We start from the raw sequence: 16,634 nt of genomic DNA on the forward strand, positions 1-16,634 counted from the left end.
CTGCCGGGATCGGATCGAAACCCAACGCGGGCTTCACAGGTTGCTCATGATCGGCCCGGTGGCGGCGCTGATCAATGGGCGTGTGAGCGCGCGGTGCCTGGCGCGGCGCCGGCGGGACGGGGGACGTCGCGGCCCTCTCGGGGCGCGGCCTCGGCGCGGTGTCAGGCTGCGGACCGGTACGAGATGCGCAGGTCGCCGCAGGAGAGGGTGCGGAAGCGGCGGCGTTCGGCGACGAGGTCGGCGGCGAGGTGGTCGAGGGGGACGTCGGGGGCGCTGGCCAGCCGGGCCGCCACGATGCGCAGCGCGAGCGGCAGGCCGCCGCACAGTTCGACGAGGGTCTGCAGGGAAGGCTTGGAGGCGGCGGTGATGCCGGTGCCCGAGATCGTGGCCAGCAGACGGATCGCGTCGTCGTCGCTGAGCGGGGCGACCTCCACGTGTGCGGTCGCGTCCAGGGCGGCGAGCTTCCGGGTGCTGGTGACGATGGCGGCGCTGCCGCTCGTGGCGCTCAGCAGCGGGCGGACCTGGGCCTCGTCGGTGGCGTTGTCCAGGAGGATGAGTAACCGGCGGTCCGCCGACGCGGAACGGAACCGGGCCGCCGCCTCCTCGACGTCGCTGGGCACCTGGTTCGCCGGGGCGCCCAGGGCCCGCAGGAACCAGCCGAGCACCTGTGCCGCGCCCGCCGTGCGCAGGTCGGCGTACAGCTGACCGTCGGGGAAGACCGGGATCAGCTCGGTCGCGGCCCGGATCGCGACCGCGGAGGCGCCCGCGCCGCTCGGGCCGTGGATCGCCACGACGGTCGGCATCCCGGCCGGCGCGGCGCCCTCGCCGCAGCGCGACGCGACGGTGGCGACGAGCGAGGCGACCTCCCGGTCCCGTCCGATCAGCGTCGGCGGCGAGACGGGCAGCTCCCGCGGCGTCCAGGTGGTGACCGTGTTGACCATGGCCCGGGGCGCGACGACCGGCCGCAGCTCCGCCCGGGGACGCGCGACCGGCCCGCCCAGCGCCGGGTCGCGGGCCAGCACGGCCTGGTGCAGCTGGACCAGGTCCGGCCCGGGTTCGACGCCGAGGTCCTCGATCAGCACGGTGCGGGCGCGCTGGAATGCGGCCAGGGCGGCGCCGACGTCACCGACCCGGTACAGCGCCAGCACCAGATGCCCCCAGAGCCGTTCCCGCAGCGGGTGGCTCTCGGTCAGCCGGCGCAGGTCGGCGATGAGGTCCGCGTCGCCGTTCGTCTGCTGCCGCGCGTTGATCCACTCCTCGACGACCGCCAGCCGCTGCTCGTCCAGCGCGGACAGGCGCCGGTCGAGGAACCTGGAGCGCGGCACGTCCTCACCCGCGGAGCCGTGCCACAGGTCCAGTGCGTCCCGGAAGTACGTCGCCGCCCGGTCGGGCTTGCCGTCGGCGAGCGCGGCGTACCCGGCGCCGGCCAGGTTCGCGAAGACGGCCGTGTCCAGTTCGTCGTCGTCGACCTCGATCAGGTATCCGGGGGGCCGGCCGTGCACCCGGGGGCGCCGCCACCCGTCGATGATGGCGCCGCGCAGTCGGGACGCGTACGTGCGGATGTTGGAGACCGCCGAGTTGGGTGGCTCGCCGTCCCACAGCACTTCGAGGAGTCGCTCCATCGGCACGACGTGGCCCCGCTCGAGCAGCAGCGCCACCAGCATCGCCCGCTGTTTGCTGGGTCCGAGCGGCAGGGACTCCGCACCGCACCGCACCGCGACCGGTCCGAGCAGCTGAAATTTCACGATTGCTCCCCGTGGACAGACAGATGTTCGTCATGGTCTTGCACGAACATGTTCAATATCTGCTGCAAAGTTCGCAAACGCGCGACGGATTGTAAAGACCTCGCCCCCTGCCGGAAACAGTGCGCGGCCGCGCGGGGGGCATGGATCAAGCCGGGGCGGCGGCCGTCATCGGCGATCCGCCGGACCGGTGCTGAACAGGCCTGCGATGTCGTCGGCCCACACGACCAGCAGCGCCCCGATGACGCCGGCGAACCCGGCGACGATGAGACCGGCCGGCTCGGTCCCGCCATCCGCGAGACCCAGCGCGGCGAACGCGGTGAGGATCGCGTTGCGCGCGAGGTGCTCGGGTCCCAGCCGCCGCTGCGACACCCCGAAGCAGCGGCACGGCGCCTGATCCCCTCGCCGCAGCGCCAGTCCGGCGACGGCGGTGAATCCGACCGTCATCGCCAGGGCGGCCACGGTACCGGCGAACGCCGCGCCCGGCACGACGAGCAGCACGGCGATCGTCAATTCGGCCACCGGTACAGCGGCAGCCACCGCAATCCTGTCGGTCAATGCGTGCGCGGCCGGCAGCAGCCGGGCCAGGGACTGCCGGAACCCGGCAAGGTCACGCAGCTTCGCCACCGCCGCGACCGCGAAGGTCACACAGAGCAGCACCTGGGCACCGAACGCCACATACCCCATGCCCCCGCACGGTACGTGCGCCCGGCATACACGACATACATCATCGATACATCCGGCGCCCTCACCGGAGGGCCCGGAACGAGCTCCGGCCGTGCCTGCCCGATGGTGAACGGGCGGGCACGGCCGGGGCCTGGATCGGTCTTTAGCAGCTACCGCACGGGTTGTAGTACGTGGTGACGCCCTGACCCTCGCAGTAGATGCGCCACCAGTACTGGTACGCGCCGGCGCCGCAGTAGTTGCAGCCGTGGCCGCCCGCGAAGCACGCCGCCTGAGCCTTTGCCTTGGGGGCAACAATGCTCAGCAGCCGGTCGCTGATGGTGTTCATGGTCTTGACCATTTTGGCCCTCCTTTCGTCCAGGCCACGCTAAGGACGATCGGTACATTCCCGATGATACGAGCCGTATATCGCGGAGCCGCGGGAATGTATCGGGGAGGTACCCGCAATGTATCCGCGCTGAATACCGTCACCCGGCATGCCGACCTGCCCGAGGAGTTTCTGATGGGTCTTCTTACCGCCGCCGTGGTGATCGTAGGCGCATTGTGCGTGATCGATCTCCTGCTCACCGTGGGTGTCATCCGCCGTCTCCGCGAGCACACCGAGCTGCTCGCCAGCAGCGCCCAGCGCGTCGTGGGCGGCGGCCCGATCCAGCTGCTCGAGGAGGGCACCCAGGTCGCCGACTTCGCCGCCACGACCACCGACGGCGAGCCGATCTCCCGCGAGATGCTCCCGGCCATGAGCGTCGTCGCCTTCTTCTCGCCGGGCTGCAAGCCTTGCGGCGCGATGATTCCCGAGTTCACCAGGTACGCCGCCACCCTGCCGGGTGGGCGCGCGCAGGTCATGGCGGTCGTCGTCGGGGACCCCCGGCAGGCCGGTGAGTACGCCGGCATGCTCACGCCGGTCGCGCGCGTCGTCACCGAAGGGTTCGAAGGCCAGATCTCCGAGGCCTTCAAGTCCCGGACCTATCCCGCACTGTACGTGCTGGACGGTGAAGGAAAGGTCATCAGCAGCGGCACCGAGATGACGGTGCTGCCGAAGCCGTCGATGCGATGAGGCGCAACGCCGCCGAGGCGGGGAGCCTTGTCTGGCGCACCGCTCCCGCCCTGACCGTCTTCTATGGACTGACCACCCTCGTCGAAGCGGTCGCCCCCGTCACGGTGGCGTGGCTGACGAAGTCCATCCTCGATCGGCTCGTCGGTGACGGGCCGATCGCGGCGCTCGCGGCCGCGCTCGCGGCGGCCGGCGTGGCGGTCGCCCTGGTGCCGCAGCTCGGACGGTTCCTGAGCAACGACCTGGGCCGCAGGGTGAGCCTCGGCGCCTCGAAGCGGCTCTTCACGGCGACCGATCGGTTCGTGGGCCTCGCGCCCTTCGAGAACCCGTCCTTCCTCGACCGCCTGCGCCTCGCCCAGCAGGGCGTCAGCTCCGCCGGCAACCTCGTGACCGGGGTCTTCGGGCTCGGCCGCAGCGCGGTGAGCCTCATCGGGTTCCTCGCCGCGCTCACCGTGATCAGCCCGGTGGTGACCGCCGTCGTCGTGGTCGCCGCGCTTCCCTCGCTCTGGGCCGAGTTCGGGCTGTCGCGCAACCGCGCGGGCGTGATGTGGCGGATCGCGCCGCACCAGCGCCGTGAGTTCTTCTACGGGCAGTTGCTCGCCACCGTCGAGGCCGCCAAGGAGATCCGGCTCTTCAACCTCGGGTCGTTCCTGTTGGGACGGATGCTCGGCGAGCGCGGCACCGCCGATGCCGCCGAGCGGCGGATGGACCGCAAGGATCTGCTCACGCGTGCCGGACTGGAGGTCCTCGGCGCCCTCGTCACCGGCGGCGCGCTGGTGTGGGCGCTGCTGGCGGCCCGCCGCAACCAGCTGACGATCGGCGATGTCTCGATGTTCATCGTCGCGGTGGCAGGGGTCCGCTCGGCGCTGAGCGGACTGATCCGGGACGCGGCGGGCACCCACCAGATGCTGCTGATGTTCGGGCACTTCACCGAGATCGTCCACAGTGCCCCGGATCTCACGGTGGCCGCGAAACCCGTTGCGTTGCACGGTTTGCGGGGCTCGATCGAGCTGCGTGACGTCTGGTTCCGCTACAGCGACGACCATCCGTGGATCTTGCGCGGGGTCGATCTCACCATCCCGCACGGCGCCGCCGTGGCGCTGGTCGGGCTCAACGGCGCTGGCAAGTCCACCGTGGTCAAGCTGCTCTGCCGCCTGTACGACCCGACGAAGGGCGCGATTCTCTGGGACGGCACCGATCTGCGTGACGTCGACCCGGCCCGGCTCCGCGAGCGGATCGGCGCGGTGTTCCAGGATCACATGGCCTACGACTTCACGGCCGCCGACAACATCGCCGTGGGCGATCTGACCGCGCTGGACGACCTGGACAGGATCAGCGCGGCGGCGGTCCGTGCCGGCGCCCACGACAAGCTCGCCGCCCTCCCCGGCGGTTACGGCACCATGCTCACGCGGATGTTCGCGGCCGGGCAGGGCATGGACGGGCCCGACACCGGAGTCATGCTGTCGGGCGGTCAGTGGCAGCGGGTCGCCCTGGCCCGCGCCTTCCTGCGCGACGGGTGCGACCTGATGATCCTCGACGAGCCCAGCTCCGGGCTCGACCCGGAGGCCGAGCACGACGTGCACGAGCGCATGCTCCAGCACCGGGCCGACCGCACCAGCCTGCTGATCTCGCATCGGCTCAACGCGGTGCGGGAGGCCGACCGGATCGCCGTGCTCGACGAGGGCGTGATCACCGAGCTGGGCGGGCACGACGAGCTGATCGAGGCCGGTGGCATCTACGCGCGGCTCTTCAAGATGCAGGCGAACGGGTACACGTCGTGATCGTCGTGTCGATCGCCGTGTCGATCGGCGTGGTGCTCGGCCTGGTGGCGGCGGCCGCGATCTGGGCGGGCCGGCGGTTCGTGGTCGTCACCGTCGACGGCGGGAGCATGCTGCCCGCCTTCACCGACGGCGACCGGGTGCTCGTGCGCCGGGCGGCGCTCGGGCGCGTCCGCACCGGCGATGTCGTCGTCATGCGGCACACTCCCGGCCCGCACACGATCTATCACGTCATCAAACGGGCGGTCGCCGTGCCCGGCGACCCGGTGCCGCGCGACCGGGTCCCGCCGCTCGCCGACGTGCCGGAGCCCACCGTGCCGTCCGGGAAGCTCGTCCTGCTCGGCGACAGCCCGATCAGCACCGACTCCCGGCATTACGGATACGCCGAGGAGCGGCACCTCCTCGGCGTGGTCGTCCGCCGGATGGTCACCTCGGCCCCGCCGCGGTGAGCGCCCGGCAGATAAGAATGGTTCAGGCAATACAATAGGCGTGGTTCAGGCAAAGGAATTTGATTGGTTCAGGCAAATGCTTCGTAAATGATCGCGCGAATGCCCTCAAAATGGAGATCACGACACGTCGCGGGTTTCTTTTGTTGCATCGATCATGAACAATTGCTGGCATGAATTTAACGCCCACAGGGTGGCCCGCCATGGTGTCCAGCCGTGCCTGGCCGCGAACCGCCACCTTCGCCGCCGTCGCCGTCGCGGCGCTCACGCTGCTCGTCGGGGTGTCCGCCACACCAGCCGCCGCGGGCGGCGCTGGGAGCACCAGTAGGAGCACCGGCACGTCCACCGTCACCGGCGCAAACTCGAACGTCGCCGCGAAGCCGCTGCCGGCCGCGCCGTCGCACGGGCCGAACGTGCAGCTCGGCACGGGCCTGCCGGTGAAGCCGGCCGTGCCGCAGCGGCAGGCCATGCTGGCCGCCGGCTGGCAGGTGTCCCTCAACGTGCCCGGCATGGCGCCCACCAGCGAGGGCGTGATGACCTCCGTGTTCTGGGTGACGCAGAACGCCCACATCACGGCGACGGCGAACCAGGACGTCGGCCCGACGCCGTACTACATCCGGATCTACCGCAACTCCACGCAGTTCGCGATCTGTGGCACCGGCACCACCTGCTCGGTCGACGCGACCAGTTCGGTGATCGACTCGGCCTGGTTCAGCGCCGACATCAGCGACGCCGCCGGCAACAAGATCGTCGCGTCGAACCCGCCGTTCGTCCTGGTCGACTGGCACTCGACGACCGTCGGGCTGAGCACCAGCCAGACGACGACCAGCATCGGCAGCGCCGTGACGTTGACCGCGACGACGGCGTTCGACGTCGGTCCGTCGCCGTTCTACACCCAGATCTTCGACCTGACCACCGGCGCCCGGGTGCAGATCTGCGGGACCGGCACCAGCTGCTCGGTCAGCATCGCCCAGTCGAGCGCGACGACGCACAGGTACCGGGCGTTCGTGTCGCACAACAGCGCCACCTTCCCACTGCCGGCCGTGCAGGCCACCAGCCTGATCAACTGGGTCACCTGGTCCAACAGCGGGCTCCGGGTCAGCCTGACGGCGCCGGTGTTCACGCAGACGACCGAGACGGTCACCGCCACGGCCAACTCGAGCGTCACGCCGACACCCTGGTACATCGAGATCTTCGACGCTGACACCGGTGTCCGGATCGCGTTCTGCGGCAACGGGTCGGTCTGTTCGCTGACCGGCTACACCCCGCCCACGCCGAACGTCGACACCCATCTGATCGCGTTCATCTCCAGTCTCAGCACGGCCTTCCCGCCGGCCAACATCCAGGCGTCGTCCAACGTGGTCACGACGATGCACTACGTCCCACGCTGACCGCCGCGAGACGGAGGTCGACGGTCCGGGCCATCCGACGCGGCGGATGACCCGGACCGCCCGGCGAGGGTTCACGCCAGATCTGGAATGGGTCGCCCAGGCTCGCGGAGCGCCCGCAGGCGGATCTCGTCGTAGGCGGCCGGCGTGCCCGCGAGCCGGTGCAGCTCCACGGCCCGCTCGTGGTGCGCGATCGCCGCGTCCCGGTCGGCGCGGGCGGCGGCCAGGTTGCCCAGCTGGCTCCAGCCGGTCGCCTCGTCCATCGGGTTGCCGAGCGCCGCGTTCATGGCGATGCCCTTGCGGGTCAGCTCCTCCGCGAGGGCGCCGTCGCCCCGCTGGGACGCCAGCATGCCCAGCTGGTGCCAGGTCGCCGCCTCGCCCGAGCGGTCGGCCAGCCGCCGGTACAGCTCCAACGCCAGCGTGTGGTGCGCCTCCGCGTCGTCCAGGTGGCCGCGGCGTTGGGCCACGTTGCCGAGCTGGTGGTGCCCGACGGCCGCGTCGCGCCGGTTGCCGAGGCGTTCCGCCTCCGCGAGCGCCAGGCGGTACAGGCGCTCCGCCTCGGTCAGGTCGCCCTCCGACTCGGACAGCAGGCCCAGCTGGTGCCAGATCGCCGTGACCGCCGCCGTGTCGCCGAGCTCCTCCGCGATGTCCAGCGCCTGGTGGTACTGCCGGGCGGCGTCCCGCAGGTCACCCCGCTGCTGGGCCAGCTCCGCGAGCTGGTGCAGCTCCCGCCCGACCGCCTGGCGGTCGCCGAGCGCCTCGGCCATCGCCAGCGCCGAGGTGTACCGCGCCCGCGCCGTCGCGAGGTCGCCACGCAGCCGCGCCAGCAGGCCCAGCTGGTGGTGGGACGCCGCGACCGTCGTCCCGTCCGCCGGGAACCGGTCCATGTTGCGCTCGAACGCGGCCGCCGCCTCGGCGTGCTCGCCCCGCAGGTACATCAGCATCGCCAGCTGGTGGTGCACCAGGGCGGTGTCCCCGGCGGACCGGTATAGCCGCTCGGCCTCGTCGTGGTCGCCGCGGTCCTGGGCGACGCGGCCCAGCTGGAAGGCGGTGGCCGCCGGGTCCGGCGCCAGGCGGATCAGGCGTTCGGACTCCACGACGTCGCCGCGGCGGTACGCGATGATGCCCAGCTGTCCCTCGAAGCGGCCGCGCGCCGGGTCGCCGGCGGGCAGCAGCCGCAGGGTGTCGTGGATGACGCCCGCCTCCACGTCCCACGCGCCCAACGCCTCCAGGACGGCACACAGCTCGCCCGTCACCTCGACCGCCTGCGCCACCTCACCGGCGGCGAGCAGGTGGTGCCGGGCCTCGGTCAGGTCGTGGGCGTCACCCGCCGCGGGCTGCGGCCAGCTGTGCACCCGCCAGCGCCGGAACGCCGCGGCCCGCCGGTGCGCCTCGGTCGTGTCGGCGAACGCCCGCAGCCCGGTGGCGGTCGACCGGTGCACGAAGAACTCGCGCATCAGGTCGTCGCCGTCGACGAGTCCACTGTGGACCAGCGCGGTCAGCGCGTCGCCCATCTCGGGCGGTGGGCGCAGGGCGGGGCGCGGCAGCCCGCCGCACGCCTCGACGACCTCCATCAGCTCGGCCCTGGCGAGCGGCGGACTGTCGGGGTCGCCCAGCACGTCGTTCAGGTCGGCCACCGTCACGTCCAACCGGTCCAGCAGCAGCCGCAGCGCGTGCTTGTGCGGCGTCACCGCCGCGTCCGGGTCGGTGTGGCCCACCGCGTGCGCCACGCCGTACAGGTCGACCGGCGAACGGTGGACGCTCAGCCCCACCAACAGGTCGACCGCCCCGGTGACCCGCGACAACCGGGCCAGGTGCTCGCCGAGCAGGATCTCCTCCGCGGCCACGGCGACCACCGAGGCCATCGCGGCGTCGCCGTCCCCGTCCCCAGCTGCGGTCGGGGTCGGGGTGGCCGCCCGCGCCAGCCGGCGGGTGATCTCGCTGGTGCGGCCCTCGCCGTCACCGAGCAGCGCGTCCAGGTACTCCAGGGATCTCGGGTGCCCGCCGACCGTGCGCCACACCGACTCCGGGTCGCCGTGGCGGTCGAGGTTCGGCAGCGACCAGATGAGCTTCTCGGTCTCGGCGAAGCTCAGCGGCGGCACGGTCTCGCGGCGCAACCGGTCCTCCGCGCCGCCCGGCAGCCGCACCGGGAACCGCGACGTGACGAGCAGCCGGCAGCGGCCCGGGTCGCCGGCCAGCTCGGCCAGCAACGCCGCCAGGCCAGGGTCTCGGACCGTGCCGGCGCTGTCGTCGCCGACGTCCAGGTTGTCCTCGAAGTTGTCGAGCACCAGCAGCACCGGCAGCGTGTCGAACACGTCCTCGCGCAGCAGCCGCGACCTGTCCCGCCACGGCTCCGCCACACGGTCGGCGACCCGGGCCGCGTGCGCCACGCGCGGGTCCACGGACTGCGCCCGCAGCAGCTGCACCCGTACCGCCGCGGCGACCGCGCCGAGCACACCGTCCACTGTGGCCGGTCCGACGACCGTCGCCAGCAACCAGCCCGCGCCCAGCGACACGACCAGCTCGGCGGCCAGGGCGGTCTTGCCGATGCCGCCGATGCCGCTGAGCACCAGGCCCGCCCACCGGTCGCCGGTGAACACCCGCGGCAGCACCCGCAGCTGGTGCCGCCGTCCCACGAACGACCGCCGCGCCCCCAGCCCGCCCAGCCGCGGCACCCGCACCGGCGGCGCCGGCACCTCGGCGGCGTCGTCGACGACGGACAGGTCCGGCTGCCCGCACAGCAGCGTGACGACACCCCACTCGTCGTACGCGGCGAGACCGTCGTGTGACTGCTCCAGCGTGCGCTGCACCGACCGGCGCGCGTCACCGACGGCCCGCGCCAGGTCCAGGTTCCGGGTCAGCCCGGCGTACACGGCGGAGAACAGCAGCGTCGCGTACCGGTCGGTGACGCTGGTCTGCGTGCCCACCACGGCCCGGGCGCCGCGCTGCGCGAGCCGCGCCGCGTACGACGGGCCCTGCCCCTCACCGTCCACATCGGAGTAGCAGGCCGCCAGCGCGAGCACCGGCGGCATGCGGCCCGGTGGCACCGCCTCCTCCAGGAAGACGTCGGCGGTGACCGGGCGGGCCGCGCCGTGCTCGTCCTCCAGGTACAGCACGCCGGGCGCGCCGTGGGCGCAGATGTGCAGCACGTGCACGCCGCCCGGCACGTCGAGCGCCTCGCGGATCGCCGCCGTCGTCGCGAACTCCACGACGGACACCCGCGCCCTGCCCCGCCTGGCCCCGCGGACCGCCGCGAGCACGCTGCGCAGTTCGTGCTCGTAGTTGAGCAGCGCCCCGCCGCCGTGCTCCGGCGCCGCCACCGCCACGACGATCCTCAGTGGACCCGGCAGCGCCTCGCCGCGGTCCGCCCCGCCCAGGCGGTACACGGTCACGAGCGGGTGCAGCGCCAGCGGCCGGCCCGACACCGGGTCGGGCAGCGCTTCCCACGGCAGCGCCGCGAACCCGGGCGCGTCGACGGCGAGCCGCACGTCGAGCGTGCCGGCGTCGGCACGACGGATCAGATCGGCGAGGGCGGCGGCGACGGGCGGCGGCAGGAAGGACTCGGCGAGCAGCCTGCCGGCACGCCGCAGCGACATTCGCCCACCGCCCTGCGCGGGCAGGTCGCGCGAGCGCTGGTGCGCCGCCCGCGCCCGGCCGCGGCGCACGTCCTGCAGGGCGTTGACCAGCCCTGCCCTGACCCCGCCGTGCGGCGCCGACACGTCGGTGGTGTCCGTCAGCAACCGCACGGTGGACACGTTCACGGTCAGCGACGCATCGAGGCTCACGGGGAGACTCTGACGGACCGCTCGCCGGTACAGGACCGCTCGCCGGTACAGGACCGCTCGCCGGAACGGGGTCGCGCGGCGGATGAGGGTCAGGCGGCGGAGGTACGGACCAGCGTCCTGATCTGGCGGAGCACGACCGAGATGGCGGCAAGGTCGCCCGGAGACCCGCCGAACTCGCCGATGGCGTTGCGGGTGCGGGCGATCAAGATGGCGTTGCTCTGCTCCCACTCGTGGACGCGGGCCTCGGCGTCGTCGTCGGGGGCCGTCGCGTGGAGGACCTCCGCCGTCAGGGCGGCCAGCGCGGCGTACAGGTCGTAGCGCAGCGCCATGCGGGCGAGCGTCTGCCAGCGGTCCCGGCGCGGCAGGTTGGAGATCTTCGTCAGCAGGTCGTCGACCCGGAACCACTCCGACAGCACGTAGTAGACCGTGGCGACCTCGTTGACGTCCTGGCTGGTCTGCGAGGCGACCTCGACGATGTCCAGGAGGCCGAAGCCGTACATGACCCGGGTCGTCATGTCGGCGACCTCCGCCGGCAGGCCCAGCCCGCGCAGTATGGCCGCGTTGGTGTGCAGCGCCTCGCGCTCCTGGCCGCGGAACAGCGTCTCCAGCCGCGGCAGCAGGCGCGAGATGCCGGGGCGCAGGTGGGCGATCTCGCCGGGGACGTCGATCGGCAGGCGCCGGTTGGAGACCAGCCAGCGGACCGCCCGGTCGAGCAGCCGGCGGATCCTCACGTTGACCGCCGTCTGCGCCTCCGTCGGGATCTGGTTGTCGAGGGACTCGACGGCGCGACGGAGCTCGCCCAGCCCGTACACGTCCCAGATCACCACGGACGCCCGGAGGATGTCGGCGGCGCCGGCTCCGGTCTCCTCGGCGGCGCGGTGGAAGAACAACGGGCCGCCGCGGTTGACGGCCTCGTTGACCACCTGCGTGGTGACGATCTCGCGGCGCAGCGGGTGCTCCGCCATCGCCTCCACGAAGCGCTCCCGCAGCGGGGTCGGGAAGTAGTCGACGAGCACCCCGGTGGTCCACTCCTCGTCGGGCAGGCCGGAGTCGAGGATCTCCTGCTCGAGCACGATCTTCACATAGGACAGCAGGACGGCGAACTCCGGCGAGGTCAGCGCGACGCCGGTCGCGGCCCGCGCGTCGAGGTCCTCGTCGGTCGGCAGCGCTTCCAGCGTACGGTCGAGCTGGCCGCGGCGCTCCAGGTCGGCGATGAGCAGCTTGTGGACCGGCAGCAGCGACCGGGACTGCGCGCGGGCGTTGCCCAGCGTGGTGGCCTGGTCGTAGTTGTCCTTCAGGACCAGCTCGCCGACCTCGTCGGTCATCCCGGCGAGCAGCGCGTTGCGGTCCTTCGGGTCGAGCGTGCCGTCGACGACCGCGCGGTCGAGCAGGATCTTGATGTTGACCTCGTGGTCGGAGCAGTCGACGCCGGCGGAGTTGTCGATGAAGTCGGTCGCGACACGGCCGCCGCCGAGCGCGAACTCGATCCTGCCGCGCTGGGTGAGACCCAGGTTGCCGCCCTCGCCGACGACCTTGGCGCGCAGCTCCCGGCCGTTGACCCGGATGTAGTCGTTGGCCTTGTCGCCGACGTCGACGTGCGACTCGGCGGTGGCCTTGACGTAGGTGCCGATGCCGCCGTTCCAGAACAGGTCGACCGGGGCCGACAGGATCGCGTGCATCAGCTCGTTGGGCGTCATCGCGGTGACCGCCGCCGGGAGGCCGAGCGCCTCCTTCGCCTCCGGGGAGATCGGGATCGACTTCGCCGTCCGCGGGTAGACGCCGCCGCCGGCGGAGATCAGCGACCTGTCGTAGTCGTCCCACGACGACCGCGGCAGCGCGAAGAGCCGGGCCCGCTCCTCGAACGACGTCGCGGCGTCGGGGTCCGGGTCGACGAAGATGTGCCGGTGGTCGAACCCGGCCACGAGCCGGATGTGCCGGGACAGCAGCATCCCGTTGCCGAAGACGTCGCCGGACATGTCGCCGACGCCGACGACCGTGAAGTCGGTGGTCTGGGTGTCGACGCCCAGCTCGCGGAAGTGCCGCTTGACCGACTCCCAGGCGCCCCTGGCGGTGATGCCCATCTTCTTGTGGTCGTAGCCCGCGGAGCCGCCGGAGGCGAACGCGTCGCCGAGCCAGAACCCGTACTCCACCGAGATCTCGTTGGCGATGTCGGAGAACGTGGCGGTGCCCTTGTCCGCGGCGACCACCAGGTAGGGGTCGTCGGGGTCGTGGCGCACCACGTCGGGCGGCGCGACCACCTTGCCGCCGTCGAGGTTGTCGGTCACGTCGAGCAGGGCCGAGATGAACAGCCGGTAGCACTCGACCGCCTCGTCACGGTCGCCCGGCTTCTCCTTGAGCACGAAGCCGCCCTTGGCGCCGGATGGCACGATGACGGCGTTCTTGACCACCTGCGCCTTGACCAGGCCGAGGATCTCGGTGCGGAAGTCCTCACGCCGGTCGGACCAGCGCAGCCCGCCCCGCGCCACCGCACCGAAGCGCAGGTGCACACCCTCGAACCGCGGCGAGTAGACGAAGATCTCGAACCGCGGCCGCGGCGCCGGCAGGTCGGGGATCGACTGCGGGTCGAGCTTGAAGGCCGTGTACGACTTGGGGCGCCCCTGCTCGCCGCGCTGGAAGAACGAGGTGCGCAGGGTGGCCTGGATGACGTGCAGGAAGGAGCGCAGGATGTGGTCCTGGTCGAGGCTGGTCACCGTGTCGAGGTCCTCGTTGATCGCCGCGACCATCTCCTTCGACCACTCCCTCCGCGCCGTCTCGGACAGGTGCAGCCGCAGGTCGAAGCGGGCCGTGAACAGGTCCACGAGCTTCGAGGCGATCGCCGGGTACTGCAGCAGCGTGGTCTCCATGTAGTCCTGCGAGAACACCGTGCCGGCCTGGCGCAGGTACTTCGCGTAGGCCCGCAGGACGACGACCTCGCGCCAGGTGAGGCCGGCCTTCAGCGCCAGGGCGTTGAACCCGTCGACCTCGGCCTCGCCGTGCCAGGCGGCGGAGAACGCGTTCTCCAGGTCGGGGCGCACCTCGGTGATCGCCCGCGCGCCGGGCGGCAGCTGCAGCCCGAAGTCGTAGAGGTAGATGGTGCCGTCGGAGCGGACGATCTCGTAGGGCCGCTCGTCGGTGACCCGCACGCCGAGCGAGTGCAGCACCGGCAGCACGGCGGACAGGATCATCGGCCTGCCGTAACGGAGCACCTTGAACCGGATGTCGCTCTCGGCCCGGGCGCGCCGGTAGACGTGCATCACGAGCTGGCCCGGCTCGTCGAGCAGCTCCAGCTTGGCGACGTCCTGCACAGCCTCATACGGCGTGTACTCGTTCTTGTACGTGTCCGACAGCGCGTCGCCATACCGCTGGTAGAGCAGCTTGGCCTGCTGCTCGTCCTCGAGGTTGCGCTCCAGCACCAGCCGGAAGTCGTCGTCCCACATCCGGGTGGCGTTGGAGAGCCGCTCGGTGAGGCGGCGGACGTTGATGTCGCCGGGCGGGTTGCCGGGCTCGGTGCGCACGATGAGATGCACCCGGGCGAACTTCGACTCGCCGACCCGGGTGGCGTAGTCGACGCCGACGCCGTGGAGCTCCGCGAGCAGGATCTGCTGGATGCGTAGCCGGTTGGCGGTGGTGAACCGGTCCCGCGGCAGATAGACCAGGCAGGAGATGAAGCGGCCGTAGGTGTCGCGGCGCAGGAACAGCCGCAGCTGCTGGCGGCCGGCCAGGCGCAGCACGCCCATGACGGCCTGGAACAGCTCGTCGGTGGAGATCTGGAACAGCTCGTCGCGCGGGTAGGTCTCCAGCGTCTCCAGCAGATCCCGGCCGGAGTGGCTGCGCGGCGACAGCCCCGAGCGCTCCACCACCTCGGCGACCTTGCGCCTGACGACCGGCAGGTCACGGACGCTGGTGCGGTACGCCGCCGACGAGAACAGCCCGAGGAACCGCTTCTCCCCGACCACCTCGCCGTCGGCGTCGAACAGCTTGAACCCGATGTAGTCCAGGTAGGCCGAGCGGTGCACGGTGGCCCGCGAGTTGGCCTTGGTGATGATGATCAGCCGCTGCTCCATCGCCTTGGCGTAGGCCTCGGCGGTCATCGAGCTCAGCACGAGCGGACGGGTCTGGTCGGCCCGCAGGATGCCCAGGCCCGAGCCGAGGACCGCCTCCAGCAGCTCCTCGCCGCCGTCGCCCTTGACCAGTCGGTACTCCCGGTAGCCGAGGAACGTGAAGTGGTCGTCCACCAGCCAGCGCAGCAGCTCGACGGAGTCGGTGACGTCCTTGTCCGGCACCGGCAGCCGCGCGCCGCCGAGCTGGTCGGCCAGCGCGAGCGCCTGCATGCGCATCTTCGGCCAGTCCTCGACCGCCTCACGTACGTCGTCGAGCACCCCGGCCAGGCCGTTGCGCAGCTCCTCGAGATCGGCCTCGGCCCGGATCCGGTCGACCTCGATGCGGATCCAGCTCTCCACGATGTCGCCGGGCGCGGCGTCCTCGGGTTCGACGCCGACCCGGACCCGCTCCAGCGCACCCAGCGGCGCCCGCCGCACGACGACGAGCGGGTGCACCAGCATGTTCACGTCGATGTTGCGCGACGACAGCGCGCTGGTGACCGAGTCGACGAGGAACGGCATGTCGTCGGTGACGATCTCCAGCGACGTGCCATCGGCGGTGCTCGTGCCCAGACGCAGCTTCAGCTCGCCGGGCACCCGCTGCTGGGCCAGCTCCAGGTGCGACCGCGTGGCCTCGACCATCCAGGCCGGCTGGCAACCGGCGAGCTCCTCGTCTGGCACGAGGCGCCAGAAGCGCGCGACCAGCTCGGGGTCGGCGTCGCGGGCCGCCGCCAGGTCGACGGCCTCCGCGACCAGGTGCTCCGCGTCGGGCACGTACCGCTCCGGCTCGTCGTCCCTGATCGCAGGCCCGGTAGTGCCGGCGCTCACCCGGGTGGCTGTGGGCCGGTTCATCGGTGCTTCCCCCTCACCCACGGCACTGTGGGCAAGTGTGTTGATCCGTCTCAGCGGCGGTGCAGTGGCTCGTGGCTTCTCCGGGCAGACGGCCAGGTCTGCTCGAGGGAGGACAAGCAGCCACTTCCTTGTAGTGTCTCTCGGCCTGCCCGGACCGGCCAGGATCCCCGTCGCCGGCGCCGCGAGGTCAGGTGCCGTTGCCGATGGCGCGCTGGTGGGTGGCTTCGGCGATGGAGCGGGGGAGTGCGGCGAGGCCCGGGAGTTGCAGGCCGCCGGGGCCGTACACCAGGTGCGCGATGCTGACCGTGAGCCAGGGGGCTGCCGGGCCGTGCAGCATGATCGGGTCGCCGACCTCGTAGCGCAGGACGAACAGCCACTGGGTGACGTCGCCCTGGAGCTCGGTGACGCCGTTGTGCCAGAAGCTCAGCCACTTGTTGCGGTAGTCGCACATCAGGCGCTGGTTGGTGAGGATGGTCCGGACGGTGGCGTGGTCGCGCCACTGGGCGGCCGCCTGGGCCGCCGCGCGCTGCTTCGCGGACGAGTTCGCGATCGCGGTCGCGGCCATCCCGGCGGCGACGAACGCCGCCGAGCCGAGCAGGAAGGTGCTGTTGCGCTCGTACGTCACCGTGGTCCCGTAGAAGCGGGCGTAGCCGAGCATCGTGTCGGCGTACGCCACCTCGCCCGGGTTCAGGCGTACCGCGCCGGGCGGCAGCGCGGCCAGCTCGCCACCGGCGTGGAGATGCCCGTACAGCTGGCAGGCGCTGGACCATCCTTCCCGTAGGGCGTTCTCGAGTCCGCCGTCCATCCT

The 16,634-nt window shown here is 71.9% G+C and carries 10 protein-coding genes; 4 read left to right on the forward strand and 6 right to left on the reverse strand.

The features are described 5' to 3' along the window. Window positions 1-161: 161 nt before the first annotated feature. From ABZ321_RS41450 to ABZ321_RS41460, 3 genes are all read right to left on the reverse strand, one after another. The gene (locus tag ABZ321_RS41450; RefSeq protein ID WP_354901179.1) at window positions 162-1,745 is read right to left on the reverse strand and encodes a BTAD domain-containing putative transcriptional regulator; all 1,584 of its coding nucleotides are present in this window, start codon (window positions 1,743-1,745) and stop codon (window positions 162-164) included. A gap of 165 nt (window positions 1,746-1,910) precedes the next feature. Further along, window positions 1,911-2,429, reverse strand: coding sequence for a MauE/DoxX family redox-associated membrane protein (locus ABZ321_RS41455; RefSeq protein WP_354901181.1), 519 nt, complete (start codon window positions 2,427-2,429; stop codon window positions 1,911-1,913). Window positions 2,430-2,571: 142 nt separating this feature from the next. Then, the gene (locus tag ABZ321_RS41460; protein ID WP_344508793.1) at window positions 2,572-2,766 is read right to left on the reverse strand and encodes a hypothetical protein; all 195 of its coding nucleotides are present in this window, start codon (window positions 2,764-2,766) and stop codon (window positions 2,572-2,574) included. Between the two features lie 162 nt (window positions 2,767-2,928). Here ABZ321_RS41460 and ABZ321_RS41465 point away from each other — a divergent pair, with 162 nt between their 5' ends. From ABZ321_RS41465 to ABZ321_RS41480, 4 genes are all read left to right on the forward strand, one after another. After that, a complete protein-coding gene (locus ABZ321_RS41465; RefSeq protein WP_344508791.1) occupies window positions 2,929-3,480 on the forward strand; it encodes a TlpA disulfide reductase family protein in 552 nt (183 codons plus the stop codon). Continuing rightward, window positions 3,477-5,258, forward strand: a complete 1,782-nt coding sequence (locus ABZ321_RS41470) for an ABC transporter ATP-binding protein (RefSeq protein ID WP_354901183.1) — start codon at window positions 3,477-3,479, stop codon at window positions 5,256-5,258. The genes ABZ321_RS41465 and ABZ321_RS41470 overlap by 4 nt, the downstream gene beginning before the upstream one ends. After that, the gene (gene lepB / locus ABZ321_RS41475; RefSeq protein ID WP_354901185.1) at window positions 5,255-5,704 is read left to right on the forward strand and encodes a signal peptidase I; all 450 of its coding nucleotides are present in this window, start codon (window positions 5,255-5,257) and stop codon (window positions 5,702-5,704) included. Before ABZ321_RS41470 ends, lepB begins: the two co-directional genes overlap by 4 nt. A gap of 200 nt (window positions 5,705-5,904) precedes the next feature. Beyond that, window positions 5,905-7,092, forward strand: coding sequence for a hypothetical protein (locus ABZ321_RS41480; protein ID WP_354901187.1), 1,188 nt, complete (start codon window positions 5,905-5,907; stop codon window positions 7,090-7,092). Window positions 7,093-7,163: 71 nt separating this feature from the next. On the opposite strand, the gene ABZ321_RS41485 is transcribed toward ABZ321_RS41480, so the two are convergent. From ABZ321_RS41485 to ABZ321_RS41495, 3 genes are all read right to left on the reverse strand, one after another. Beyond that, window positions 7,164-10,874: a tetratricopeptide repeat protein gene (locus ABZ321_RS41485; protein ID WP_354901189.1), complete on the reverse strand. Its 3,711-nt coding sequence runs from the start codon at window positions 10,872-10,874 to the stop codon at window positions 7,164-7,166. Between the two features lie 89 nt (window positions 10,875-10,963). After that, window positions 10,964-15,826: an NAD-glutamate dehydrogenase gene (locus ABZ321_RS41490; protein WP_354901191.1), complete on the reverse strand. Its 4,863-nt coding sequence runs from the start codon at window positions 15,824-15,826 to the stop codon at window positions 10,964-10,966. A 187-nt stretch (window positions 15,827-16,013) separates the two neighbouring features. Then, window positions 16,014-16,631: a hypothetical protein gene (locus tag ABZ321_RS41495; RefSeq protein WP_344508782.1), complete on the reverse strand. Its 618-nt coding sequence runs from the start codon at window positions 16,629-16,631 to the stop codon at window positions 16,014-16,016. Between the last annotated feature and the right edge of the window lie 3 nt (window positions 16,632-16,634).

The organism is Dactylosporangium sp. NPDC006015, assembly GCF_040614215.1.
Classification (GTDB): domain Bacteria; phylum Actinomycetota; class Actinomycetes; order Mycobacteriales; family Micromonosporaceae; genus Dactylosporangium; species Dactylosporangium maewongense.